Below are 25,377 nucleotides of genomic sequence, written 5' to 3' on the forward strand. Positions count from 1 at the left end.
ATAGGATTATGAAGAAATTTACGATGCTTTCATCTGTGCTAGTTTCTGCACTGATGCTGGTGGTTGCATCCTGCTCTAGCGAAGATGTTGCTGGCGACGATGCACAGAATGGTAAGGGGACTACTTCTTTCCTTGCCGTGAATATCGAGAACGTGGGTTCTGCTCCTGCATACGTGGGTTCTGCTCCTGCATCTCGTAGTTATGAACAGGGTGATGGTACTTATGAGAATGGCACTGAGGCTGAGAGTAAGATTAACAAGGTGCGTTTCTATTTCTTCAATGGTGATGGTACTCCATACCTGTTGGTGAAAAAAGATCCATCTCAGGCAGAATCCGTAAATTATTTGGATAAGTCTGTTGTACAACATGGTGGTAATAATGACCAAACAGTTGAAACCAAGACTGATGCGGTGCTTGTGATAGAAGGTGATACGAAGACTGTACCAGCCTCTGTTATCGCTGTGATCAATCCAGATGTGTTGGAGAATACAACCCTGCATAATGGTAAAAGTATGACTATTTCTGAACTCCGAACATCTGCAACAGGTTCGAAGTTTTATGATACTACCAATGGCTTTGTTATGTCTAATTCTGTGTATGAAAGTGCTGGTCAGGACATTTGCTCAACACCTGTTGCAAACAACGTTTTCTCTACATCTGATAAGGCCTTGAGGAACCCTGTGGATATTTATGTGGAGCGAGTTAATGCCAAGGTTAATGCAAAGATTGATAAAGACTATAAACGCACTGGAGAGACCGAGAATGCATGGAGTCAAAATGCAGAGGGTAAGTACCAGATAAAGGTTGGCAGTATTGATGTTACCACTTATGAAGAGAATACCAATTCAACTCCAACAACACACCAATATCCTGTATATGCAGTAGTTCAGGGATGGCAGGTGGCTGATGCCAATGGTAAGGCTGAAGTTTGCAAGCAGATTAAGACTTCATGGTTTGCAGGAGAATTAGGTATTAATCCTTGGACAACTCGTGATTACCATCGTAGTTTCTGGTCTGAGTCAGTACCTTTCAATTCGGGTGCTGTGACAGGAGCTAATCGCCCAGTCAATCCTTCTTTTAATGACATCAATATGCCATTGTCAGACGGTTTCGCGGCAACACCTGTCTATACATTGCCAAATACGCCAGATGCGGTAGTTAAAAATCCAAAAACAAGTGACAATGACTTGACAAAACTGATTGTCGCAGCCAAACTGGTATACAAGGATGCTGATGATAGCTATAAGGCAGCGCAGGTATGTCAGTATAGAGGTTTGACCTATCTCGGCGAGGATGCTGTTAAAAAGCAGATTGCAGGTAGCTTTACACAATATTTCAAAAAGACATCAGATGCATCAGGTGCTACAGTCTATAAATCCCTTGAGGCTTCTGATATTGCATTCAAGACTTCTTCTTCTGTAAAGAATTATGAGGTTGTTGCAACTCTGGCAAGCACCGTAGGTGATATTTATGTCAAGAATGGAGAAACATGGACAATAGCACCTAAAGACGATGTTAATGCAGCCCTTGCCAAGGAGGACGCTCTGATTCGTACTGCTGATGGTTCTACCTATTATTATACACCAATCAAGCATCTCGGTTCTGAAGGCAAGTTGGGCGAGTATGGTATCGTGCGCAATCATTCTTATCAGGTAACTATTCAGAATATCCAGGGATATGGAACTCCAGTCTATGATCCAGACAAGGTTATCGATCCAATGATTCCAAGCGATGATAATACCTATCTTGCTGCACGTATCAATGTTCTTTCTTGGCGCGTGGTATCCTCAACTGTAGATTTGGATCAGACAAAGTAAATAATTCATAAACTGTATAAATGAAGAAGATTATAAATGATATCAAAGAGAAGGGAAGGCTGATGATGCTCTCTTGCTGCGCCATCCTCGGTTTGCTGCTCGCATCCTGTGATTATTGGCACGATAGCTACGAGGGATGTGAGGAACTGCTGAAGACTCATCTGAAGGTGCAGTTCATCTACGATATGAACATGAAGTTTGCCGACGCTTTCCCTCATGAGGTAAAGAACGTCACACTTTATGCTTTCGACCAGCAGGGAAAATTGGCTTATGTCAAGACCGAGGCTGCCGAGAAGATTATCGCCGAAGAGGGGATGAACATCGACGACCTGACTCCTGGTGTCTATGATCTTCTCGTTTGGGCACAGGGCGAAGAGCGTTATGCTGGCTCCTATACTTTTGGGCAGGCACGCATAGGCTCTTCAGCCTGTGATGTACTCAAGGCTACGGTGAACCGTGCCGATAAGGGAATCGTCGACCATGATTTGACTCCGCTCTTCCATGGACAGTTGGCAAAAGCCAATCTCACAAAGATGGAGAAGGGGGGAACGAGAACCGTCAAGGTTTCGCTTACCAAGAACACCAATCATTTCAAGGTGGTTTTGCAAAACCTGTCGGGAGTGAATCTCAGTGCCGATGACTTCATCTTCCAGATTACCGATAACAATGGTAAGATGGATTACGACAACAGTCTGATGGAGGATGAAATGCTTACCTACAACGCCTGGTCTGCTTACTCCGCTTCTGCCGGTGTCAGTTCAGGTAGCAGCGAGCAGACATCAGTGGCATGCGCCATCGCCGAGTTGACCACCAACCGGCTGGTGAAAGGCCACGATATGCGACTGCGCGTATACAATAAGTCAACGGGTGCAAGCATCATCAATATTCCATTGATAGATTATGCCTTGATGGTAAAAGGTAATTATAACAAGAGTATGAGCGATCAGGAATATCTGGATAGACAGGATTCCTACGACCTTGTATTCTTCATTGACGAAAACCACAAATGGCAGGCAGCTTCCGTCATCATCAATTCATGGAGAGTGGTACTGAGCAAGACAGATATGTAATCTATAATTATTGTATTTAATCATGATGTATGAGATAAAAGGAATAAGATATGCTGGGGGACTGCTTAGGTTCTTCGTATCAATAGCGATGGCTTGGCTAGGCTGTATTGCTTTGGTCTCATGCGACCAGAGAGAAATAGACGGAGTGGAGGCTGAAGCGGAAGCTAATATTACGTTAACCCTCTGTTTGAAAGGAACGGATGAGAATAGCACAAGAGCAGGTGCCTCATCTAACAGACTGCTTTCTTCGAGAGGAGATGCCGGAACGGAAAATCCCGATTCGGAGATGGAAAACAGTATCGACTTTAGCAGATTCCACGTCGTTTTCTATGATGCAAATCATCGTATGGCTGGAATCCTGCAAAACATGGTGCTCATTCATGTGGGCGGTAATATCTACCGGTTGACAGGCTCTTTGCCTGTGAGCAACAAGGTGCTTGTTGGTAACCATTTTGAAGGAAAAATGGTGGTTTATGCCAATTTCAATATGAGTGAGGCTGACTTGCAGAAAGACTACAACGATACGGATATCGCCCAGAAGTCGTTTAATTACGAAGAAAATCCTAAGTATCTGCCGATGTGGGGTGTCAAGAAAGTTGTCTTTACACTTGCTGCCGGCAAGCTTCAGGATTTCTCGGATATCAATCTGCTGAGGGCGGTAGCCAAGGTAAAGGTGAATCTGAGTAACGATATGAAGAAAAATGGATGGCGCATACATAGTATGCAACTCTTCAACTATAATAATAAGGGCTATTGTATGCCTGGTAAATATACAGATTGTGAACGGACTGCATCGCTTACCCATAAGGAGTTTTCGCACTTCTATGATACAAAGCAAAGCGGTGGCATCACCCTGACAGATAATGTGCCCATCTATCTGCCTGAATATCAGAATACGGTCAGAAATGATGCGGATAAATGTGTCATCAAGTTGAAACTGGTTAGAAATGGAACCGTTGAACAGGATGCATCAGGCAAAGATAAGGAATATACCCTGCGTTTCATTGATTATACAGACCAAGGAACGGAAGGTACAACCATCAATGATATCGTACGCGACCATTATTATATCTTCGAGGTGTATAAGAGCAGCAATGGTCAGAATCTCGTGAAGTTGACGGTGAGGAAATGGAATGTACGTAATCACGAAGATATCGTGATGTAACTTCTATGAATAATAAATAAAGAATTAATAAGAAAATATAAATCAAGCAATTGATTGTTGGCTTTTCAAAACATGGCAAAGATATACTATTATATATGTATTTGGGCAGTATGCTTGCTGGCGGCTTGTTCTGCCGGTGATGATGCAACTTCCTTTCCCGGTCAGGCTGATGCCGAGAACCGGGTAGGGGTGACGTTGCAGCTGTCTGCCTTATCTTCCCAGACTTCGCAGTCTTCCCGGTCTTCTCTGACCAGGGCGGGTTGGGAGACGGATACCGAAGCTTGGCCTGGAGAAATGATGAAAAGCTGGTTTGTGGTGGTGGTACAGAATGGACAGATAGAGAAGATTATCACTTCCGATTTGAAATCTGGTGTTACTGAGGTAGAGAAAGACCAGGCCTTTGTGGAGCTGAATAAGGGCGAGACAACCTTCTATTCTTTTGCCAATATCAAGCCTGAAGATATCGAGTTGGATGCCATTACATCTGTTGGGCAACAGCTGCGTACTGGTTTTGATCAAAAGACTTATCAGATGGATGGCAACAGTAAACTCTTCCATCAGTCGATGGCGCCTGACTTGCAGAACGGTTATCCGATGAGTAATAAGCAGATTGTGAATATAACTGATAATCAGCAAGTCATCAATCTGGAGGTTATCCGTATGGTGGCTAAGGTACAGCTCTCTATTACCAATGCCACCGATCATGCCATTGTCTTGAAGACCATCACCCTTTCAGATGTTACCCAGAATGGTAATCAGAATATCAAGCTTTTGCCAAATGTGGATTCGGCAAATGAATTGAAGGGTGTGAATTTACCTGATGGTGTGGCAAAGGGAACCATCACGCTGACGGCTGCCGAAAACAATGGTATGACCATAGAGGCTAGAGCTAAGCAAACGGCTTGTTTCTATATGAACGAGAGTTTGGTAGATAAGGGCGCAGATGGTGGCAACCGGTATTTTATCCTTTCGCTTACTACGGTAGATGCGACTACGGGCACTACCAGTAACCATCGTTATGCCATGCTATCATGGAATGAAATCCGGCGCAATGATTATCTGAAGATTCCTATCAAGCTGGAGGATTACCAGATTAGATGGACGGTGGAGGCATTCTCGCCAATCGGTGTGTTGCCGAAGGTAAAGGATGATGGGGAAAACCTTTCGCTTGACTTCGGTTATTATGGAGAGTTTCATATCAAGCCTGAGGTCATCAAGTTGAGCCGTACTGGTTCTCAGACCCTGCCAGTGAGTGAATGGCAAATGGGAACGGATGCGGCAGGTTCTGATGGCTGGAAGCTGCAAGAGCAGAATCCGGAGGGAGCTGATGGCGTAAACATCTTCGATAGCTCGCCAGCCTGGGTTCCATCCGCTTACCGCCTGGAAGGAGAAATGGGCAACCGCACGGGTTCTTCCATTTACACAATGAAGATCAAGGTGAAGGAACAGAATGGCTTGGGTATGTATCCTATCATCTCCCGCAAGGTTCGCTTTACGATGAAGCAAATAAACCTGACCCGTGCAGGAAAGAATACTGAAAAAATAGTATTAAATACAAAGACTTTTGGCTATGAAAGTAAATAGTTTATTTTCTAAATACATCTTGTTTATCCTGGGCATCATCTCTTTGATGCCTGGTATGGCTTATTCCCAGACCTTTAAGCATTACGAAGGTCTCGCCAATAAAACTGGCGATTACGAGGTGATAGATGCCGCCTATGACTGTCTCCGACAGAAAACGCATGTGGTTCATTATTATATCGCCCTGCCTAGCGGCGGTAGCAAGGAATTGTCGTTGCCATTTACCGGCTATTCGGGCAATGGTGAAAATTTGGAACCCAGAGGATATTTCAGATGGTATAATTACGATACTGATAAGGCTTCTGATCAGTTGGAGAAATATTCTGCCGGCGGCAGTTTGCAGCGCATGAATGATGCTCATGGGATAAATAAAGGTTTGATAGCCTATGGGCTTTCATCCAAGCCAAATCGTAATTTGGTGGGCGTAAAATACACCCGTCCCTCTGATACTTCCTGGACTGGGGAGACCATCGCCTGCGATGTGAGCCGATACATGGACGGCTGCAATGGAACCTTCTATCATGAGCCGACTCTTTCTATCCGATACATCTTCCATATTATGCCGGCAGAAAAGATGGCGGATGATATCAAGCAGAAACTCCTGGAAACGGGAATAACCAGGGATTATTCTTATGAAGATGGAAAGGGTGTTTCGGCAGGATTGATGGATTTTAAAGCCACCATGACACTCCGTTTGAATCAGAATGATGTATCCAACTATTATTTCCATCCCATGAATAATAGCTATACGCATCATGTCTTTGCAGAGGATGAGGCGCATAAGATAAAGGAGTCGGATTTCTCTTCAGAGGTTGTTCAGGCAACTAAAGTGCAATGGCGTGTCTATAATTCCGATAAAACCCAGTTTGTCTGGTGGACATATACAGGTAGTTCTTCATCCCGTTTCTTTGATTTGAGTCTGGATTTGCTGAATAATAGAGCGGCCACTAGCGCATGGCGAAATCTGGATGGTGAAGGAGTCAGCAGCAAGCAGACCTTTAAGTATGGCGACCGTATCTATGTGGTGGCGCTAGCCGCTTCCAGCAGCGGACAGATGTGTCCTATCGCCAATTTCACCTGTCAGCTATTCAACCAGTATCCGATGACTGCGGACGAACTGAAGGCGAAAGGTCAGAATACCCGATTAAATTCTTATCTTGAAGATCATTATCGCTCTGTCAACACCGTTTCTTTTGATGACGATGATGAGGAGCAGACTCTTCTGGCTCCTACAAGCCCGGATGATAACCAGGCCCGCCTGCCTTCTAAATGGAGCAAGCGAAGCTATGGCTTTGTCTATCGTGAATTGATGAATTTCGCTCCGGCAGGCGATATGTATGTAAATCCTAAGCATTCACCGCTGCATGGAGAATACGGACTCTATAAGTCGGCAAATATAAAGGGAAAGTCAGGATGGGGAAACTCTGGTACAGATAGCTACCTGTGGTGGCCTACTGCCCAGCTCTACGACCGTACCTACGAAAATACGAATGGCACCCAATATGGACATTTCCTCTATATAGATGCTTCCGATGAAAGCCGACAGATTGCCGAAGCTGATTTCAAGGCCGACCTCTGTGTGGGTTCGCAGGTGATTTTCAGTGCTGCCATTGCCGATATGACCACCGGTTCGCAGCGCCCGCAGCTGATGTTCAAGCTCTATGGCGTGAATTACGATGGGAATAACCAGGAAACGGAGCGCAGGTTGCTGCACTCCTTCTCATCCGGCAATTTTTCGGGAAACCGTGAAGGAACAGATGCTGCCAATGTAGGAAAATGGTATCAGGTTTACGGAAAAATGGTGCTGCAGAAGGAGAGCGGCGTGAATAATTTCACCGATTTCAAACTTGTGGTGGATAACATGTGCAAATCTACCTCTGGTGCCGACTATGCCTTCGATGATCTTCGCATTTACACCAAATCATCCAAGGTGGATATCATCCAGAGCTCGCCTATCTGTCCTGATAAGAACACGGCAGAAGATTCCTCCGTTTCCAGCAATATCCTCACCAAACTGAGGGCCTTGCAGGAAACCATGGCGGCACTCATCGCCCCGGCTACAGAGAAGAAACTCTACTTCCGCTTCGTGGATGCCGAAGGAAATCCGGCAAAGAACGTGAACTATGGAACGGCAGAAAGCCCGAACTACAATTGGGGAACCACCACCATATATAATTATGTGGATGATAAGCAAACGGTGGATGGAAAGCCGATGTACGAGAAAATCAACGACGAGTGGAACGTGGTGCTTGCCAACAGATACTTCAATCTGCAGTCGAACCAGACTTACTATGTTAGTTTCGCCTTCGAGGATGATTCGGTGACGGATAAGACCCAGCTTGCGTGGGGAAAGCCTTCGGATGTGTGCTCGCTCTATAGCGCCAACTTCCAGATGGTGCAGCAGAAGGTGCTGGTTACCGATGCCAACGGAAGCATCACCACCACCGTCACCATTCCTTGCGATGACAACGATACCCCGAAATATAACATCAAGGCGCAGTTGCAGACCGTAGACCAGAACAATGGCGGCAGCATCCAGCTGAATGGTGTGCTCTACGATTGGTATGTAGACGATGCCACGACGCCGATTCTAAAAAACTGTGCCGAGTTCAAGGACGTGCCGCTGGATGTGGGCGACCATACCATTCGTGTGCTTCCTACCAATACATCTGGCACCATCAACCAGGGCGGCGTGGATTATCAGATCTGTCTCGGTGAGATGTCGTTCAAGCTTCGTGTCGTGAAGAACGGACCGCAGTTGGATCTGGGACGTCCCGGCGTGGCATATCCTAATAATTATGTTCGCACGGTTCGCATCGGTTTGCCGCAGGTAGCTCATCTGGCTCAGCAGGAAGCCAAGAAGGGCAAGGGTGGGTACTTCTGTGTACCGGTTAGCGGCAAGAACTTTGTGGCAGATAATTCCAATCGCCTCTACTTTGTTGTGGCTGGCGGAAAGGACCATCTGGATGAGTCGCAATATACCCAGGTGATGTATCTCTCGGATACCAACGACCCTGCCTACCAGAACAGGATAGGGGAGAGCCTGACGCTGGCTACGCTTCAGGATAATTACATCGAGCGTAATACCAGCCAGCTGAAGCTGAAGTTTACGCCGCAGTCGGGGACTGCATCTTCTGCTTCTTCCAAGAATGTGCAGTTGCACGAGGGATATTGGTACGAAGGCGTATTGATATTCCGTGAAGATGGCTCCCAGGGAACCACGGTACTCTGTTCGGGCGAGGTATACATCCGCTTTGCGGTGGTACCGGAATACGCTACCTGGAATCCTACTGCCAACAGCAGGATGAGTGCGGCATGGAACAATGATGAAAACTGGCGCCGCTCTGGCTGTGGCGAGCTCTATAAGGGGGCTGATAAATATACGGATTACAGCAGCGGCGGATACGTGCCGATGAAGTTTACCAAGGTAACGATTCCAAATTTGAGCGGACTGTATTTCCCTTCCCTGGGCTATATCGCCTATCAGAAATCCACGGGCATCGCCACCCGTCTGAGCAATGCCAAAGGCGATGCGGCTACTGCGAATATCCAGTATGACATGCTTGCCAAATGGGATGCTGATGCCGCAGATCACGGATTGAACGCCGACGGCAATCTGGAGTGTGAACCTTTCTATGGCAACACCTGCGACCAGATTTACTTCAAGCCGGGAGGCGAACTGCTCAACCAGTGCTATCTGATATACAACAAGGCGTGGGTGGAGAAGCAGATGAAGTCAAACACCTGGTATGCCCTCACTTCGCCTTTGCAGGATACCTATGCGGGCGACATCTATGTGCCGGCTGCATCGGGCAGACAGGAGACGGAGGCGTTCGAGCCAATCTCGTTCTCATCATCGGTAAACAATCGTGTAACCAGTCCTGTATATCAGCGAAGCTGGGATGATGCTTCTGCCAAAGAAGTAATCTTGGGCGGCAGCTACGATGCCTACGACTATGCAGGCACCGGCATCACATTCGAGAAACAGAATCTCAATGCGCTTTCAGCCCACTGGAGCCACGTATATAATCAGGTGGATAAGAAATATCAGCCGCTGGAGGGCGTGGCTATCAGGATGGGAGATAAATATACGATGGGTGCATCGGGCGAAGTATTGCTCCGTTTGCCGAAGGCAGATACGCAATATACTTATGTTTCGGCTTCTCAGCAGCAGAGTACGCTTTCGAAGAATGTGGATAAACAGAATGCTTATCGCCTGGTGGTGCATGCCGATGCCCAGGAGAATGCTTTGGGCACAATGAGCTATTCGCTGGTTAATAAGTTGTCGGAGGGCAACAATTATTATCTGGTGGGCAATCCTTATATGGCTACGCTCAGCATGCATAAGTTCCTGAAGGCAAATCCATCGCTACAGTCCAGCTTCTATGTCTATGAGAATGGTGTGTTGAAACTCTATGATAAGCTGGATATGTCAACCACCACGTATGAGTCGAAGAACGACGTGAAGATTTCGCCGATGCAGTCGTTCTTTGTCCGTCTGCAAGATGGACAGAGTGCATCGCAGCTCAACTTCACTTCTGCGATGACGGTAGATAGAGAAGTGTTTGGCGGTGTGAAGACGGCATCGGATGAGGAGCAGAATCTCATGACGCTTACCCTTACGGCATCTGCATCGGGTTATCGCAGCCGTTCGAGAATCGTTCTTGATGCATCAGCTTCGGAAGATTATGATGATGTCGAGGATGCCCAGCTGCTCTATGATGCCCAGCTGAAGGAAGTTCCGGTGGTCTATACGGTGGCAGGCGATGAGGCTGTGGCGCTGAATTCCTTGCCGGATGTAGATTGGCTGCCACTGGGTGTGGTAGGCAAATCCTCTTCTGTTGGATTGAAAATTGATGGCATCTCTCGTCTTTCTTCTCCTCTCTATCTCTATGATGCTGCCACCCGGAAGTATCAGGAGATAAAGGATGGCGAGGAAGTGAAGGTGCAGGCAAACGAGCACGGCAGATACTTCCTGACGCAGACTCGCAGTACTACAGGTATTGAAAATGCTGAGATGGGAGAGAGTGACGTGAAGATCTATTCTCCTGCCAGGGGATTGATAGTAGTATCCAAGGTTGGGGGGTCTCTATTAAATAAGGTGGAGGTTTATACCCTTGATGGAAGACTGGTGGCAGCGAAAAAGGCTGCAGGTGCTGTTTCTGTCAGCATCCCGGTTTCCTCTTCGTCCCAGACTGTCTATATTATCAGAGTATCCTTGATGGATACGCAGACTGTAATAACAAAAAAGCTTTCTCTCCGTTGAGAGAAAGCTTTTTTGTGTTAAACTGAGAAAAAAGAAAATCCCATCGTTCTTGTGAGCGATGGGATTTTTAATTCTGTTAAGCAATGTGTCTGCTTTCGCTGATTACTTACGAAGACCGAGGGCCTTGACGATAGCACGATAGCGATTGATGTCGCGATCATACAAGTAATCGAGCAATGCACGACGCTTTCCTACAAGCTGTGTCAACGCACGTGTTGTAGTATAATCTTTACGGTTCTTCTTAACATGTTCCGTCAAATGAGCAATACGGTATGAGAACAATGCTATCTGGCTCTCAGCTGAACCAGTATCAGAGTTAGACTTTCCGTACTTGCTAAAGATCTCTTCTTTTTTTGCTTTGTCTAAATACATAGCTGTAAAAACTTAATTTAATAAAATATGAATATGTTTAATTTTGTGCATCTGATGACCTTCCTCACGGTGGTTTCATTAAAAATGCGGTGCAAAGATACAACTTTTTGGTGAATTATGCAAACATTTCGGGATTTTTTTGTAATTTTGCACCCAAATTTAAGTATTTAAGGTAAAAATTAAAATGCAAGACATTAGAAACATTGCAGTTATTGCACACGTTGACCATGGTAAGACTACATTGGTCGACAAGATGATGCTCGCCGGTAAGCTGTTCCGCGACGGCCAGGATAACAGCGGCGAAGTGCTCGATTCCAACGACTTGGAGCGCGAGCGTGGTATAACCATTCTCTCAAAGAATGTATCTATCAATTGGAAAGGTACTAAGATTAATATCCTCGATACTCCTGGACACTCTGACTTCGGTGGTGAGGTTGAGCGCGTGCTCAACATGGCAGACGGATGCCTCCTCCTCGTCGATGCTTTCGAGGGTCCGATGCCCCAGACCCGTTTCGTGCTCCAGAAGGCATTGCAGCTCGGACTGAAGCCTATCGTCGTTGTTAATAAGGTAGATAAGCCTAACTGTCGCCCTGAAGAGGTGTACGAGATGGTGTTCGACCTGATGTGCGACCTCGATGCTACAGAAGACCAGCTCGACTTCCCTGTAGTTTACGGTTCTGCCAAGAACGGCTGGATGGGCGAGGACTATAATCATCCAACAGACAATATCGATTATCTGCTCGATAAGATAATTGAGGTTATCCCAGCTCCTAAGCAGCTCGAGGGTACTCCACAGCTCCTTATCACATCACTCGATTACAGCTCTTATACAGGTCGTATCGCCGTAGGTCGTGTACATCGCGGTACATTGAAGGACGGCATGAACGTTACTATCTGCCACCGCGACGGAACCCAGGAGAAGACCAAGATCAAGGAACTCCACACCTTCGAGGGTATGGGCCACAAGAAGACCGATCATGTAGATTCTGGCGATATCTGTGCTGTTATCGGCTTGGAGAAGTTCGAGATTGGTGATACCATCTGCGACTTCGAGAACCCAGAGCCACTGCCTCCAATCGCAGTCGATGAGCCTACCATGAGCATGCTCTTCACCATCAACGATTCACCATTCTTCGGTAAGGAAGGCAAGTTCTGTACATCACGCCATATCCAGGAGCGCTTGAACAAGGAGCTCGAGAAGAACCTCGCTCTCCGCGTACAGCCTTACGAGGATTCTACCGATAAGTGGATTGTATCAGGTCGTGGTGTGCTCCATCTCTCTGTCCTCATCGAGACCATGCGCCGCGAGGGCTATGAGCTCCAGGTCGGTCAGCCTCAGGTTATCTATAAGGAGATTGACGGTGTGAAGTGCGAGCCTGTAGAGGAGTTGACCATCAACGTACCAGAGGAGTTTGCTTCTAAGATGATTGATATGGTAACCCGCCGCAAGGGTGATATGACCTCTATGCTGAACATGGGCGAGCGTGTAGACATCGAGTTTGATATCCCATCACGTGGTATCATCGGTCTGCGTACCAACGTGCTTACCGCTTCTCAGGGCGAGGCTATCATGGCTCACCGCTTCAAGGAGTATCAGCCATACAAGGGTGAAATCAGCCGCCGTTCTAACGGTAGCATGATTGCGCTCGAAACCGGTACTGCCTTTGCTTACGCCATCGATAAGCTGCAGGATCGTGGTAAGTTCTTCATCGACCCGGGTGAGGAGGTTTACGGCGGCGAGGTTGTAGGTGAGCATGTTCACGACAACGACCTGGTAGTCAACGTAACCAAGGCTAAGCAACTTACCAACGTGCGTGCTTCCGGTTCTGACGATAAGGCTCGCGTCATTCCTAAGACCGTGATGAGTCTTGAGGAGTGTCTGGAGTATATCCGTGAGGACGAGTACGTAGAGGTAACTCCAAAGAACATGCGTATGCGCAAGATCGAACTCGATCACCTGAAGCGCAAGCGCAGCAACAAAGACTAAACAGAAATGTTTTTGTGGAGATTTTTTAGAAAGTTTTCATTGCCCTGCTCCCTGGTTATGGGAGCATTGGGCTACCTGTTATTCGCCAATGTGCCCTTTCTGGTGCCCATTGGCGATTATTGTGGTCCGAGGTTGGTAAGTCTGATGCCGGTGGTGCTGTTCTCCCTGCTCTATGTTACTTTCTGTAAGATAGAAATCAAGGAGATGAAGCCTAAGGCGTGGCATTTCATCCTCCAGCTCATCCGTACCTCGCTGGCATTGATGATGGTGGTGCTTATCTTCGAGTTCGGCTCCGATTACAGTACCAAACTGGTTCTAGAGGGTGCCTTCATCTGCTTCATCTGTCCTACGGCAGCCGCCGTGGCTGTGGTTACGGAGAAGTTGGGCGGCAGTATCGGTTCGCTAACCACCTATACGGTCATCGCCAACATTTTTACGATGGTCATCATTCCGAGTCTTTTCCCGATGGTAGAGAAGGGGGCAGATGTATCGTTCCTCATGATGAGTGCGATGGTGTTCCGCAATGTCACTACCGTGCTGGTGGTGCCTCTGCTGCTTGCCTTGCTGAGCCGCCGGTTCCTGCCAAAATGGGTGGATAAGGTGAAGAATGTAAAGGATTTGGGCTTTTATATGTGGTGTTTCAACCTCACGATACTGATGGGCGAAACGGTTCGCAACATGCTCCATGCCGAAGTATCGGGCGTAACGATGCTTCTGCTGCTCTTTGTACCGCTGCTGGTATGTCTCCTCCAGTTTGCCATCGGCAAGGCGGTAGGCAGGCATTTCGGTGCGAGTATCAGTGCCGGTCAGGCGTTGGGACAGAAGAATACGGTAGTGGGCATCTGGCTCACCCTCACCTTCCTGAATCCTCTTGCTGCCGTAGCACCGGGTGCCTATGTAGTATGGCAGAATCTGGTCAATGGCTGGCAACTTTGGTATAAAGAAAAATATGGCAAGCTTAAGTGGTAAGCTTGCCATATTTTTTTGTTTCTAATCCTGGGTAGGGTAGATGAGGTTTTCTTCCCTGATGCAGCAGAGCACCTCATCCAGATATTTTCTGGCTTCATATTTCGCCATAGGCAGGTCGTGGAGCAGGTAGTTGCCGCAGTCCTTTGCCGCCTGTCCCGGAATCTCACCCTCGAAATCAGCGATAAACTGAAAGGTGCGCTTCATCAGTTCCACGATGTCCTTGCTCTCCAGGTCGCCCTTGATGAGGAGATAGTTGCCCGTGAGGCATCCCATCGGTCCCCAGTAGATGATGCGGTCCTTCCACTCCTCGTCGTTGCGCAGATAGGTGGCAGCCAGGTGCTCAATGGTGTGGATGGCACCGTTGTGCAGACAAGGCTCTTGGTTAGGCACCTTCATGCGGATATCGAATGTTGTGATGACTTCTCCGCCTACTTCGTCCTTACGGCTCACGTAGATGCCGCGGAGCAGCTTATTGTGATTGATTGTAAAACTTGGAATCTTATTCATCTTGATAATTAATAATTTACAGTTTACAGACTTTCGAGGAAAGCCTTGGTAACATTGAAAGAGCCTTCAGCCATTTTAGCCCAGAAGTCGAAATACTGCTGTGCCTTGGTATCTTTCAGCGGTACATCGCTGATGATGCGGAAGGAGATGAAAGGCGTCTTGTAGATGTGGCAGGTCTGGGCGATAGAGCAGCTCTCCATATCCACCGCCATCACCTGAGGGAAGTGTTCCAGGATAGAGCGCATCTTCTCCTTGCTGTCTACAAACCATTCGCCGCTCACAATCTGTCCGGCGTGGATCTTCGGGTGCCTATTGCCCGGCAGGTTGTTTATGGCGAGTGCCTTCTCCACATATTCCTTAGGTGTTTTGAAGGAAGCAGGCATGCCCAGAATCTGTCCGAATTCGCATTCCTCGCCGCAGTAGGCATCGTGGTAAACGCAGTTGGTTGCCACCACCACCTCAGTCACGTTGAGGTTGATATCAGCTCCTCCAGCCACGCCTGAAGAGATGACGAGGTCAGGGTGATAGTTGTCAATCATTTCCACGGCACCTATGGTACTGTTCACCTTACCGATGCCGCATTGTTGCATCACCACCTCGTTATTGCCTATCTTTCCGATAACGAAGTCCTTATAGTTTTTTCTCTCAACCTGCGATTCGGTCAATAATGTTTTGAGTTGCGCGAACTCCTTGTCCATCGCAACGATAATTCCTATTTTCATCTTGTATACTAACTTTTGGGTGCAAAGTTACTAAAAATATTGCAGAGAGTAGCAAAGTTTAAGGAGTTTTTAAGGAAAAAGGCTTTTAAAGGTGAAAAAGTAAAAAAGCCCCCGATGCGTGATGCACCGGGGGCTTTGGTCGGTTACCGAAGTAGCATACCACTTCTTCTTACCTGCGTTTTCACCAGTCTGAGGTGTGCGCTGTACTTTACGATATTTCAATGTTCCTTTCTGTTCCATAATCTTAAATTTTTAAAGGGTTAATAAATTGTTAATTGTTAACTTTGTGGGTTGCGTTTTGTCGCGTGCAGCCTTTCTTCGAACGACAGTGCAAAGATACGCCAATTTCCCGATACCACCAAATTTCAGCGTGGGATAAGGCGCGATTTTCAGCACGCTTTCAATCCGAAACCTGTTAAACAATCTAACTCGCCGTTTTGCGCCCCGCAACTCATACTTTTTCAGAAGAGAAAACATAGAGTTAAAGAAAAGAAAACACAGCACCTTATTCAGTATTCAGTTATTCAGTTTTTTTTAAGGGGTTACTTTTTACCCCCTTAAAAAGTAAAGTTTATATACTATCTATATATCTATATATATAAATATATATATAATATAATATAATAATAAAAAATACATTACAAAATAACCAATCCCTTTCTTCCGGGTTTTCAACCCCTTTATCCATGTAAGGGTTTTAAAAAAAACTGAATAACTGAATACTGAATACGGATGGTGTCATTTGATACTTTCTTCATAATTCTTTTCTTTTGATTCTATGTTGCGAAGATACAAAAGAATCCGAATAATCGGATACCATTTCAGCTTTCTTATATTTTTCGCGCACTTATAAACATTTTCTCAATTTTTATCAGAAAACTCTTGCAGATATGAAAATAAAATCGTAACTATTGCTGATGCAATAGAAATATTAATAACATTGGGATTATGAAGCAGGTAGAAGAAAGATATATCAGTTTTGAAGCCAGCAAGATGGCATATCGTGATATCAAAAATTCGATTGATACCGCTAAGCGAGAAGGTAAAGAAGAGGGCCTGGCTGAAGGCATGGAGAAGGGGCTGGCTGAAGGAATGAAAAAGGGCTTTGCAGAAGGAGTGGACCCAGGAGCTGAACCGCTCGCTCTGTGCTCTGCATATCCTGTATTACCAGAGCGGTCAGTATCTCCTCTATGCTGATTATGCCCACATGGGTTTAGCCAAGAGCCGTACCCGCTACAGCGCCTTCCTAGACCCGAAGAGCGATGGCAGACAGGAGAAGATGGGTAGAGCCTACACCCATACCTATCTCGTATGGACCGAACGAGGGCGAAAGTTCATCCATGACCTCGCCCAGCGATACTGGGAACTCATTGAAAGGTAAAAAAGTAAAAAGGTAAAAAGAGCCTAGCGGAATGTTAAGCTAGGGTGCTCTTTTTACCTTTTTTAGGGGACCAGCGATGGAATCGCTGGGGACGGGGCGCGAAGGGGGTAAGGCTCTTTTTACCTTTTTACCTTTAAACGTTTCTAGAAGTTAACTCCGAAATTGAGCTGGAGGGCTCCATTGCGCGATTTGTCGAAACTGTCGTGGCAGATGTTGGCAAGACCGATATCGTAGGTGAGATCGGCATAGAACATGTCGTAGCCGATGCCGCAGCCGATGCGGATACCACCATCAAGGCGGCGGAAGTTTGCATCCTTGAATGAACTCTCTGCTTCATGCTTGGCAAAGTCCTTGATCTTGCCTCCTACACCAACGGCAAAATAGCCGCCTACCTGAGGCTGGATGGAGAAGTGGTCGTCTACTTCGTACTTGTACTTCAGTACGGCTGGAATCTCAAGATAGTTGAGATTGTAGGTCATCTTGCCTTCAGGAAGTTCCTTCTTGCCCCCTTTCTCTATATATGAAAGTCCGGTTTCGAGATAGAGTGGGGCGCTGTCGGTCAATGGAATGCCGGCTACTATGCCCACATTCAGGCCGGTCTGCCAGTCGTCACCATCCAGTCGGGAATTGTCGGAATTGACAAAGGTGAAGGCAGGACCGATGCGGAATCCGTAATACGGGCTGCCGTAGTTGTGGTTGTAACGGTAGTCGAGACGGTCTGTCTTGCTGTTGTAATATCTGCTGTCACGATAATTCTGTGCTGCTGCCGGCATCAGAGCCAGGAGCAATGCCAGCATGATGAATGCTAATCTTTTCATAATTCTTATTCTTTTATACATTAATATATACTGTTTGAAGAAACTTGTTTTACGGTGCAAAGGTAGGGATAAAAACCGAAACGGCAGCGAGTGTTTCCCTAAATGATAGAGGGGAACCCCTATTTCTGACCTAATACAACTTTCTCAACAAAAAAAATATAAATTTTTGCTATATTTTTTGTTTTGTCTCCAATTTGTGCTATCTTTGCCTTCAAATTATAAACGTTTATATAGAAATTATGAAATTTTTGAAGAAGTATCTACTGGATATTCTGGTAGTTATTGCATTTGCAATCATCTCCTTCGTCTACTTTATGCCTGCCGATATGGACGGACGAATCCTCTTCCGACATGATGCAGCGGCAGGAAAGGGACTGGGACATGAAAAGGAACTCTTCCAGCAGCAGACGGGAGAGACTACACGATGGACGAACTCGGTGTTTGGCGGTATGCCTACCTATCAGATGTCGCCTTCGTATGACAGTAATCAGGTGCTCAGCCAGATTGTGAAGGCATATCATCTGTGGTTGCCGGACTATGTTTGGTATGTCTTTGTATACCTCCTGGGCTTCTATATCATGCTGCGTGCCTTCAACTTCAGACAGTCGCTGGCGGTGCTGGGAAGTATCATCTGGGCATTCTCGTCCTACTTTTTCATCATTATCGCTGCCGGACATATCTGGAAGGTATGGGCGCTGGCTTATCTGCCTCCGATGATTGCGGGCGTGGTGCTTGCCTATCGGGGCAAGTATCTCAAGGGACTGCTCCTTACTGCCATCTTCTCGGCTTTCGAGGTGCAGGCTAACCACGTGCAGATGACTTATTACTACCTCTTTATCATCCTCTTCATGGTGATTGCCTTCCTGGCAGATGCCATCAAGAAAGGCGAACTCGCACGCTTCGGAAAGGCTACGGCAGTATGCGTGGTGGGTGCCCTCATCGGTATCTCGCTCAACCTCTCGAACCTTTATCATACCTGGCAGTATGGTCAGGAAACCATGCGAGGAAAGAGTGAACTTGTAAAGAAAAATGCGGCTAACCAGACCAGCAGCGGACTGGATAGAGACTATATCACACAGTGGAGCTACGGTATCGACGAAACCTGGACGCTGATGATTCCGGATGCCAAGGGCGGTGCCTCCGTTCCGCTGGCGCAGAACCAGCAGGCGATGGAGAAGGCTGATCCTAACTTCGTTCAGATTTACCAGCAGCTGGGACAGTACTGGGGCAACCAGCCGGGAACGAGCGGACCGGTATATGTAGGCGCCTTCGTCTGCATGCTCTTTATCCTGGGTCTGTTTATCGTGAAGGGTCCGATGAAGTGGGCGATGCTTGCTGCCACCATCCTGAGCATCCTGCTCGCCTGGGGTAGAAACTTCATGCCGTTTACCAATTTCTTCCTCGATTATGTGCCGATGTATGCCAAGTTCCGTACGGTGGCATCTATCCTGGTCATCGCAGAATTCACCATCCCGCTCCTGGCGATGATGGCGCTGAAGAAGATTGTGGATGAGCCAGAGATTCTGACAGAGAAGATAAAATATGTATATGCCAGTTTCGGTCTGACAGCAGGCTTCTGTCTGCTTTTTGCCATCATGCCGGGCGTATTCTTCCCTGATTTCGTATCGGTACAGGAGACACAGGCGCTGCAGCAGTTGCCTCAGGAGTATATCTCTCCAATCATGAGCAATCTGACAGATATCCGCAAGGGCATCTTCACATCCGACTGCTGGCGTTCGTTCTGGATCATCCTCATCGGTTCGGCACTGCTGATGCTCTTCAAGATGAAGAAGCTGGGCAAGGAATATATGATTGCCGGTATCGCCGTGCTCTGTCTGGTGGATATGTGGATGGTGAACAAGCGCTATCTCTACGATGATATGTTCGTAGACAAGGCGCAGCGCGATACACCGCAGCAGATGACCGAGACCGACAAGATTATCTGCCGTGACAAGGAACTCGACTATCGTGTGCTGAATCTGGCATCGAATACATTCAATGAGAACGAAACCTCTTACTACCACAAGAGCATCGGCGGTTATCATCCAGCCAAGCTCCGTCGCTACCAGGAGATGATTGAGGCACATATTGCTCCTGAGATGCAGAAGACGATGCAGGCGGTAGCTGCTGCGGGCGGCGATATGACCAAGGTGAACGGCGACAGTATCTATCCGGTATTGAACATGCTGAATACCAAATACTTCATCATGCCGCTGCAGGGCGGACAGACCGTTCCGGTTCAGAATCCGTATGCCTACGGCAATGCATGGTTCGTAGACGAGGTGAAGTATGTGAACAATGCCAACGAGGAAATCGATGGTGTGGGCAAGGTGAACCTCCGACATGTGGCTGTGGCTGATGCCAAATTCAAGGAACAGCTGGCGCAGAGCGTGAAGCAGGATGATACTTCGGTGGTGAAGATGACGCAGTATAAGCCGAACAACCTGACTTACGAGGTGAAGTCGAGCAAGGGCGGCGTGATCGTATTCTCTGAGATTTACTATCCGGGCTGGACGGCTACGGTTGATGGACAGCCGGCTGAACTGGGTAGGGTAAACTATATTCTGCGTGCGCTGAACGTGAAAGCAGGCAGCCATAAGGTAGTGCTCGATTTCCATCCTCAGTCGCTCAAGAATACCGAGACTGTGGCTTACATCGGTTATGGCGTTCTGGCTCTCCTTATTATAATAGGTGTAGTGGTTGAGGTGAGAAAACGCAAGAAGGAATAGCGGGGATTGCAAATCCCCTTAGACTGATAGACAGATTGCAAATTCTAATGATGCGATTTAGAACAGAAATAGATATTCCGAAGGCCGACTTCGAGATAGAGGCGGCAGAGCGGATGCTCTTTGTGGGCAGTTGCTTTGCCGACAATCTGGGTAGGAGGTTTGTGGAGAACCGCTTCCGGGCTACGGTGAATCCCTTCGGGGTGATGTATAATCCGGCAAGCATTCTCCATACGGTAGAGAAATGTTCCGAGGTCCGCCCTCGTGTGGCTGTCTTTACGCTGGGTACCAACCATGTGTATATCCTGAAGGAGACGGGCGAGATAGTGGACAACTGCCAGAAGCGCCCGCAGCGCCTCTTCGAAGAGCGGGAACTGAGCGTGGACGAATGTGCAGGCTATCTGCAGAAGGCTATCAGTCTGCTGAAATCGCAGACCGCAGCATCTGATGGCAGTGAAGGCACTCTGAAGGTAATCATCACGGTAAGTCCTATCCGCTATGCGAAATACGGCTATCACGGGAGTCAGCTTTCGAAGGCTACGCTCCTGCTGGCAGCCGATAAGCTGGTGAAGGAGAATCCCGGAGTGGTGAGCTATTTTCCGGCTTACGAGATCATGAACGATGAACTTCGTGACTACCGCTTCTACAAGGAAGACATGCTGCACCCGAGCGAACAGGCTGTGGAATATATCTGGGAGCGGTTCCGGGCAACTTACTTCGGCAAGGCAGCGGAGCTGTTTCTGGAAGACTGGAGGCCTATCCGCGAAGCACTCGGCCACAAGCCCTTCCATCCCGAGAGCGAGGAACACCAGAAGTTCATCGCCAGGACGGAAGAGAAAAACAGACAATTTGAGGAGAAATATCATCTCTTATAAAATAAAGAATATTTAAATAACAAGACAATGACATATACTATTGAAAAGGTAACCACACTGATAGGTGCGCGTCGCTATGGAGACAATGATACCAACATCGGTTTTATCCTGACCGATAGTCGTTCACTTTGTTTCCCAGAGGAAACTCTGTTCTTTGCGCTCAAGTCGGAGCGTAATGATGGTCATAACTACATCCCTGAGTTGTATCGCAGAGGTGTGAAAAACTTTGTTGTAACGAATGTGCCAAAGGGCTATGCTTCTGATTATCCGGGAGCCAACTTCCTGAAGGTAGTAAACACGCTCGAGGCTCTCCAGCGTCTGGCTGAGCGCCACCGTGACGAGTTTAACATCCCTATCGTAGGCATCACGGGCTCAAATGGCAAGACCATGGTCAAGGAGTGGCTCTACCAGCTGCTTTCGCCAAGCATGTTTGTTACCCGCAGTCCGCGCAGTTATAACTCTCAGATAGGTGTGCCATTGTCGGTATGGCTGATGAACGAGCAGACCCAGGTGGGCGTTTTCGAGGCAGGTATCAGTATGCCTGGCGAAATGCTTGCCCTGCGTGACATCATCCAGCCAACCATCGCTGTACTGACCAATCTGGGTGCTGCCCATCAGGAGAACTTCTCTTCCATGGAGGAGAAATGCCGGGAGAAACTCATCCTCTTCCATGACGCAGAGACCGTAATCTATGATGGCGATGACGAGGTTATCAACAAGGTGATAGCCGAATATCCCGACTATAAGGGCGAGAAACTCTTCTGGTCGCTCAAGAATGCGGAGGCTCCTTTCTATGTAAAGAACATCGAGAAGCAGCAGAGCGTGACCGTGATTACCTATATATATAAAGGTGAGGAAGACAGTTTCTCTATCCCGTTCATCGACAATGCATCTGTACAGAATGCCATCATCTCTGCCGTCGTGGCATCGAAACTCGGTCTTTCGGCTGAAGATATCGACAAGCGCATGACACAGCTCGAACCTGTGGCAATGAGACTGGAGGTGAAAGTAGGACAGCACGGATGTACGCTGATCAACGACAGCTACAACAGTGATATCAATTCGCTTGATATCGCCCTCGACTTCATGAACCGCCGTCCAGACCATCGCGGTCGTCGCCATACACTGATATTGAGCGACATCTACCAGAGCGGTCAGGCACCGGAGGCATTATATAAAGAGGTGAGCGATTTAGCCCGTAAGCGTGGCGTGGTAAAGTTCATCGGTATCGGTCCTGAGCTCTGCAAGCAGCACGACGTGATTCAGATTTCAGAGAAGTTCTTCTTCCCGAATGTAGAGGAATTCATCGCCAGCGAGGTGTTTGCTTCCCTGCGCGATGAGGTGATTCTGCTGAAGGGCGCCCGTCAGTTTGGCTTTGACCAGCTCACCGAACTACTGGTACAGAAGGTACACGAGACTACGCTGGAGGTGAATCTGAATGCCGTGGTAGCCAATCTGAACTACTACCGTGCGTTTATGAAGCCGGAAACCAAGCTGGTATGCATGATCAAGGCAGACGGCTACGGTGCAGGTGCCGTGGAGATAGCCAAGACCCTGCAGGATCATCGTGTAGACTATCTGGCTGTGGCTGTAGCCGATGAGGGCGTTACGCTGCGCAAGAACGGCATCACCAGCAACATCATGATCATGAATCCGGAGATGACCGCCTTCAAGACCATGTTCGATTACGACCTGGAGCCGGAGGTTTACTCTTTCCGTCTGCTCGATGCGCTCATCAAGGCAGCTGAGAAAGAGGGCGTAACCGGTTTCCCTGTCCATATCAAGCTGGATACCGGCATGCACCGCATGGGCTTCGACCCTGAGAACGATATGGAGGAACTCATCGGCAAGCTGAAGCACCAGAATGCCATCATCCCACGTTCTGTGTTCTCTCACTTCGTGGGCAGCGATGACGACAGCTTCGATGATTTCTCAGCTCATCAGTTTGAACTCTTCGACAAGGGCAGCAAGCAGTTGCAGGCAGCCTTCGACCATAAGATATTGCGCCATATCTGCAATTCGGCAGGTATCGAGCACTTCCCGGAGCGCCAGCTGGATATGTGCCGTCTGGGACTCGGGCTCTACGGTATCAATTCGCGCAACAACAAGACCATCAACTGCGTGAGCACCCTGAAGACAACCATTCTGCAGATGCACAACGTGAAGGCAGGCGACAGTGTGGGCTACAGCCGCAAGACGATTCTCGACAGAGACAGCGTCATCGCAGCCATCCCTATCGGATATGCTGACGGACTGAACCGCCGTCTGGGCAACCGTCATGCCTACTGTCTGGTGAACGGCCAGAAGGCAGAATATGTGGGCAACATCTGTATGGATGTGGCTATGATAGACGTGACTGACATCCCTTGCAAGGAAGGAGATTCGGTAGAAATCTTCGGCGAGCATCTGCCTGTCCAGACACTGAGCGACATCCTCGAGACCATCCCTTACGAGGTGCTGACCACCATCAGCAACCGTGTGAAGAGAGTTTACTTCCAGGACTAGGAAGTGAAGAGGGAAGAACGAAGAGGGAAGAATGAAGACCGATTCGGTAAAAAATCATTTAAAAACGTATAAAAATAGAGAAATCCTATCAGAAATGTTCTGATGGGATTTTTTTTGCGTAAATTTTTCCATCAAAACGTATTGTAATTGAAGAAAAAAGTGTATCTTTGCACACAACAAATCATAAAAAGACAAAAGAGGGTGCTCTTTGTCGTGTATTTTCTAACAATTAAACAATACTACAAATTAAAATGGAACAAGTATTTAGCTATATTATCAGTCTCGGTGCGAGCGTGATGATGCCTATCATCTTCACGGTCATCGGTCTGTGTATTGGCATGAAATTAGGAAAGGCTTTGAAGTCGGGACTCTTCGTAGGCGTGGGTTTCGTAGGCTTGGGCGTGGTAACAGCATTGCTTACTACCAACTTCAACGACCCATTGAAGGCTATTTCAGACATCTACCACTTACAGTTAAACGTTTTTGACATGGGATGGCCAGCAGCTGCAGCTGTAGCTTACAATACAGCAGTGGGCGCATTGATTATTCCAATCTGTCTGGGTGTCAACTTCCTGATGTTGATTACCAAGACAACACGTACAGTGAATATCGACCTCTGGAACTACTGGCACTTCGCCTTTATCGGTGCAGTGGCTTACTTCGTGATGGGTCAGAGTTTGCTCTGGGGCTATTTCGCAGCCATCGTCTGCTACATCAATACCTTGGTCTGTGCAGACCTGACAGCCGACAGATTCCAGAAATATTACGATTTGGATGGTATCTCTATTCCGCAGCCATTCTGCCAGAGTTTCATGCCATTCGCAATCGTTTTCAATAAACTCTTCGATATGATTCCGGGCTTCTCTAAGCTCGATATCGATGCAGAGGGACTGAAGAAGAAGTTTGGTGTGCTCGGCGAGCCACTGGTACTCGGTGTTATCGTAGGAGCCCTGATAGGTTGGGCAGCCCAGCTCGATATCAAGAAGATTCTCTTCCTGGGTGTAACGATGGGAGCCGTGATGGAGCTGATTCCTCGTATTACAGCCCTGTTTATCGACGGTTTGAAGCCTATCTCAGAGAAGACACAGGAGTTGGTGAAGACCAAGTTTAACGGCAAGAAGGTTCATATCGGTATGAGTCCTGCCCTGGTAATCGGCCATCCTACTACTCTGGTAGCATCTGTGATTCTGATTCCGGTTATCCTGGCTATCGCAGTCTTCCTGCCAGGCAACCAATTCTTGCCTTTAGCTTCGTTGGCAGGTATGTTCTACCTCTTCCCAATGATTCTGCCGTTTACAAGAGGTAATGTGGTGAAGACGCTTATCATCGGCCTGGTAACCCTCGTCATCGGTCTCTATTTTGTTACCGATATGGCACCAGACTTTACGCTGGCAGCCAACCAGGTTTATGCAGCAACAGGCGATAATGCCGCTCATATCCCTGACGGATTCTCAGGCGGTGCACTCGATTTCGCATCCTCTCTCTTCGGATGGGTTATCTATCGCGGTGTGAAGCTTTCATACGTAGGTATGGGTGTTCTCGCAGTCATCACGGTAGTCATGATGGTTATCAACCGTCAGCGCATCGTGAAGGAAGAAAAAAAGTAAAAAGGTAAA

17 protein-coding genes are annotated in these 25,377 nt (G+C 47.6%); 12 read left to right on the top strand and 5 right to left on the bottom strand.

What is annotated here, in order from left to right:
* Positions 1 to 8 precede the first annotated feature (8 nt).
* The 5 genes from NQ544_RS00805 to NQ544_RS00825 all read left to right on the top strand — a co-directional run bounded on the left by NQ544_RS00805 (position 9) and on the right by NQ544_RS00825 (position 10,899).
* On the top strand, positions 9 to 1,817 hold the full coding sequence (locus tag NQ544_RS00805) for an Mfa1 family fimbria major subunit (RefSeq protein WP_006849076.1): 1,809 nt from the start codon (positions 9 to 11) through the stop codon (positions 1,815 to 1,817).
* A 20-nt stretch (positions 1,818 to 1,837) separates the two neighbouring features.
* Positions 1,838 to 2,887 carry a FimB/Mfa2 family fimbrial subunit gene (locus NQ544_RS00810; RefSeq protein ID WP_006849077.1) on the top strand — a complete coding sequence of 350 codons (1,050 nt, stop codon included), beginning with the start codon at positions 1,838 to 1,840 and terminating at the stop codon, positions 2,885 to 2,887.
* Positions 2,888 to 2,909: 22 nt separating this feature from the next.
* Positions 2,910 to 4,052 (top strand): FimB/Mfa2 family fimbrial subunit, encoded by a 1,143-nt coding sequence (locus NQ544_RS00815; RefSeq protein WP_006849078.1) that lies wholly within the window; start codon positions 2,910 to 2,912, stop codon positions 4,050 to 4,052.
* 72 nt (positions 4,053 to 4,124) lie between these two features.
* A complete protein-coding gene (locus NQ544_RS00820; RefSeq protein WP_006849079.1) occupies positions 4,125 to 5,636 on the top strand; it encodes a hypothetical protein in 1,512 nt (503 codons plus the stop codon).
* Positions 5,623 to 10,899, top strand: coding sequence for a hypothetical protein (locus tag NQ544_RS00825; RefSeq protein ID WP_153134136.1), 5,277 nt, complete (start codon positions 5,623 to 5,625; stop codon positions 10,897 to 10,899). The genes NQ544_RS00820 and NQ544_RS00825 overlap by 14 nt, the downstream gene beginning before the upstream one ends.
* Positions 10,900 to 11,001: 102 nt before the next feature.
* Here NQ544_RS00825 and rpsO read toward each other — a convergent pair whose 3' ends face one another.
* Positions 11,002 to 11,271: a 30S ribosomal protein S15 gene (gene rpsO, locus NQ544_RS00830; protein ID WP_006849081.1), complete on the bottom strand. Its 270-nt coding sequence runs from the start codon at positions 11,269 to 11,271 to the stop codon at positions 11,002 to 11,004.
* Positions 11,272 to 11,455: 184 nt separating this feature from the next.
* Between rpsO and typA the strand changes: the two genes are divergently transcribed.
* Positions 11,456 to 13,258, top strand: a complete 1,803-nt coding sequence (gene typA / locus NQ544_RS00835; protein WP_006849082.1) for a translational GTPase TypA — start codon at positions 11,456 to 11,458, stop codon at positions 13,256 to 13,258.
* A 57-nt stretch (positions 13,259 to 13,315) separates the two neighbouring features.
* Positions 13,316 to 14,227, top strand: a complete 912-nt coding sequence (locus NQ544_RS00840; RefSeq protein ID WP_006849083.1) for a transporter — start codon at positions 13,316 to 13,318, stop codon at positions 14,225 to 14,227.
* Between the two features lie 21 nt (positions 14,228 to 14,248).
* On the opposite strand, the gene NQ544_RS00845 is transcribed toward NQ544_RS00840, so the two are convergent.
* The 3 genes from NQ544_RS00845 to NQ544_RS00855 all read right to left on the bottom strand — a co-directional run bounded on the left by NQ544_RS00845 (position 14,249) and on the right by NQ544_RS00855 (position 15,696).
* On the bottom strand, positions 14,249 to 14,734 hold the full coding sequence (locus NQ544_RS00845; protein WP_006849084.1) for an S-ribosylhomocysteine lyase: 486 nt from the start codon (positions 14,732 to 14,734) through the stop codon (positions 14,249 to 14,251).
* A gap of 23 nt (positions 14,735 to 14,757) precedes the next feature.
* Positions 14,758 to 15,456 carry a 5'-methylthioadenosine/adenosylhomocysteine nucleosidase gene (locus NQ544_RS00850; RefSeq protein WP_006849085.1) on the bottom strand — a complete coding sequence of 233 codons (699 nt, stop codon included), beginning with the start codon at positions 15,454 to 15,456 and terminating at the stop codon, positions 14,758 to 14,760.
* Positions 15,457 to 15,525: 69 nt separating this feature from the next.
* The gene (locus NQ544_RS00855; protein ID WP_228023621.1) at positions 15,526 to 15,696 is read right to left on the bottom strand and encodes a hypothetical protein; all 171 of its coding nucleotides are present in this window, start codon (positions 15,694 to 15,696) and stop codon (positions 15,526 to 15,528) included.
* 865 nt (positions 15,697 to 16,561) lie between these two features.
* Here NQ544_RS00855 and NQ544_RS00860 point away from each other — a divergent pair.
* Positions 16,562 to 16,837 carry a phage antirepressor KilAC domain-containing protein gene (locus NQ544_RS00860; RefSeq protein ID WP_228023616.1) on the top strand — a complete coding sequence of 92 codons (276 nt, stop codon included), beginning with the start codon at positions 16,562 to 16,564 and terminating at the stop codon, positions 16,835 to 16,837.
* 143 nt (positions 16,838 to 16,980) lie between these two features.
* Here NQ544_RS00860 and NQ544_RS00865 read toward each other — a convergent pair whose 3' ends face one another.
* Complete coding sequence (locus NQ544_RS00865) at positions 16,981 to 17,655, bottom strand: outer membrane beta-barrel protein (RefSeq protein ID WP_040553226.1); 675 nt, start codon at positions 17,653 to 17,655, stop codon at positions 16,981 to 16,983.
* Positions 17,656 to 17,894: 239 nt separating this feature from the next.
* Here NQ544_RS00865 and NQ544_RS00870 point away from each other — a divergent pair, with 239 nt between their 5' ends.
* The 4 genes from NQ544_RS00870 (at position 17,895) to NQ544_RS00885 (ending at position 25,368) form a co-directional block, all read left to right on the top strand.
* Positions 17,895 to 20,384 carry a YfhO family protein gene (locus NQ544_RS00870; protein WP_006847837.1) on the top strand — a complete coding sequence of 830 codons (2,490 nt, stop codon included), beginning with the start codon at positions 17,895 to 17,897 and terminating at the stop codon, positions 20,382 to 20,384.
* A gap of 50 nt (positions 20,385 to 20,434) precedes the next feature.
* The gene (locus tag NQ544_RS00875; RefSeq protein WP_040553225.1) at positions 20,435 to 21,256 is read left to right on the top strand and encodes a GSCFA domain-containing protein; all 822 of its coding nucleotides are present in this window, start codon (positions 20,435 to 20,437) and stop codon (positions 21,254 to 21,256) included.
* Between the two features lie 27 nt (positions 21,257 to 21,283).
* Entirely contained in the window at positions 21,284 to 23,761 is a 2,478-nt protein-coding gene (locus NQ544_RS00880; RefSeq protein WP_006847835.1) for a bifunctional UDP-N-acetylmuramoyl-tripeptide:D-alanyl-D-alanine ligase/alanine racemase, read from the top strand.
* Between the two features lie 251 nt (positions 23,762 to 24,012).
* Positions 24,013 to 25,368, top strand: coding sequence for a PTS galactitol transporter subunit IIC (locus NQ544_RS00885; RefSeq protein WP_006847834.1), 1,356 nt, complete (start codon positions 24,013 to 24,015; stop codon positions 25,366 to 25,368).
* Positions 25,369 to 25,377 lie beyond the last annotated feature (9 nt).

This window comes from Segatella copri DSM 18205, assembly GCF_025151535.1.
Taxonomy (GTDB): Bacteria; Bacteroidota; Bacteroidia; order Bacteroidales; family Bacteroidaceae; genus Prevotella; species Prevotella copri.

Bases quoted from the DNA above. Each gene is read 5' to 3' on its own strand.
- rpsO (WP_006849081.1), bottom strand. From the start codon at position 11,271: ATGTATTTAGACAAAGCAAAAAAAGAAGAGATCTTTAGCAAGTACGGA.
- NQ544_RS00820 (WP_006849079.1), top strand. From the start codon at position 4,125: ATGGCAAAGATATACTATTATATATGTATTTGGGCAGTATGCTTGCTG.
- NQ544_RS00815 (WP_006849078.1), top strand. From the start codon at position 2,910: ATGATGTATGAGATAAAAGGAATAAGATATGCTGGGGGACTGCTTAGG.
- NQ544_RS00825 (WP_153134136.1), top strand. From the start codon at position 5,623: ATGAAAGTAAATAGTTTATTTTCTAAATACATCTTGTTTATCCTGGGC.
- NQ544_RS00865 (WP_040553226.1), bottom strand. From the start codon at position 17,655: ATGAAAAGATTAGCATTCATCATGCTGGCATTGCTCCTGGCTCTGATG.
- NQ544_RS00855 (WP_228023621.1), bottom strand. From the start codon at position 15,696: ATGGAACAGAAAGGAACATTGAAATATCGTAAAGTACAGCGCACACCT.
- NQ544_RS00850 (WP_006849085.1), bottom strand. From the start codon at position 15,456: ATGAAAATAGGAATTATCGTTGCGATGGACAAGGAGTTCGCGCAACTC.
- NQ544_RS00840 (WP_006849083.1), top strand. From the start codon at position 13,316: ATGGGAGCATTGGGCTACCTGTTATTCGCCAATGTGCCCTTTCTGGTG.
- typA (WP_006849082.1), top strand. From the start codon at position 11,456: ATGCAAGACATTAGAAACATTGCAGTTATTGCACACGTTGACCATGGT.
- NQ544_RS00810 (WP_006849077.1), top strand. From the start codon at position 1,838: ATGAAGAAGATTATAAATGATATCAAAGAGAAGGGAAGGCTGATGATG.
- NQ544_RS00875 (WP_040553225.1), top strand. From the start codon at position 20,435: ATGCGATTTAGAACAGAAATAGATATTCCGAAGGCCGACTTCGAGATA.
- NQ544_RS00885 (WP_006847834.1), top strand. From the start codon at position 24,013: ATGGAACAAGTATTTAGCTATATTATCAGTCTCGGTGCGAGCGTGATG.
- NQ544_RS00805 (WP_006849076.1), top strand. From the start codon at position 9: ATGAAGAAATTTACGATGCTTTCATCTGTGCTAGTTTCTGCACTGATG.
- NQ544_RS00845 (WP_006849084.1), bottom strand. From the start codon at position 14,734: ATGAATAAGATTCCAAGTTTTACAATCAATCACAATAAGCTGCTCCGC.
- NQ544_RS00870 (WP_006847837.1), top strand. From the start codon at position 17,895: ATGAAATTTTTGAAGAAGTATCTACTGGATATTCTGGTAGTTATTGCA.
- NQ544_RS00880 (WP_006847835.1), top strand. From the start codon at position 21,284: ATGACATATACTATTGAAAAGGTAACCACACTGATAGGTGCGCGTCGC.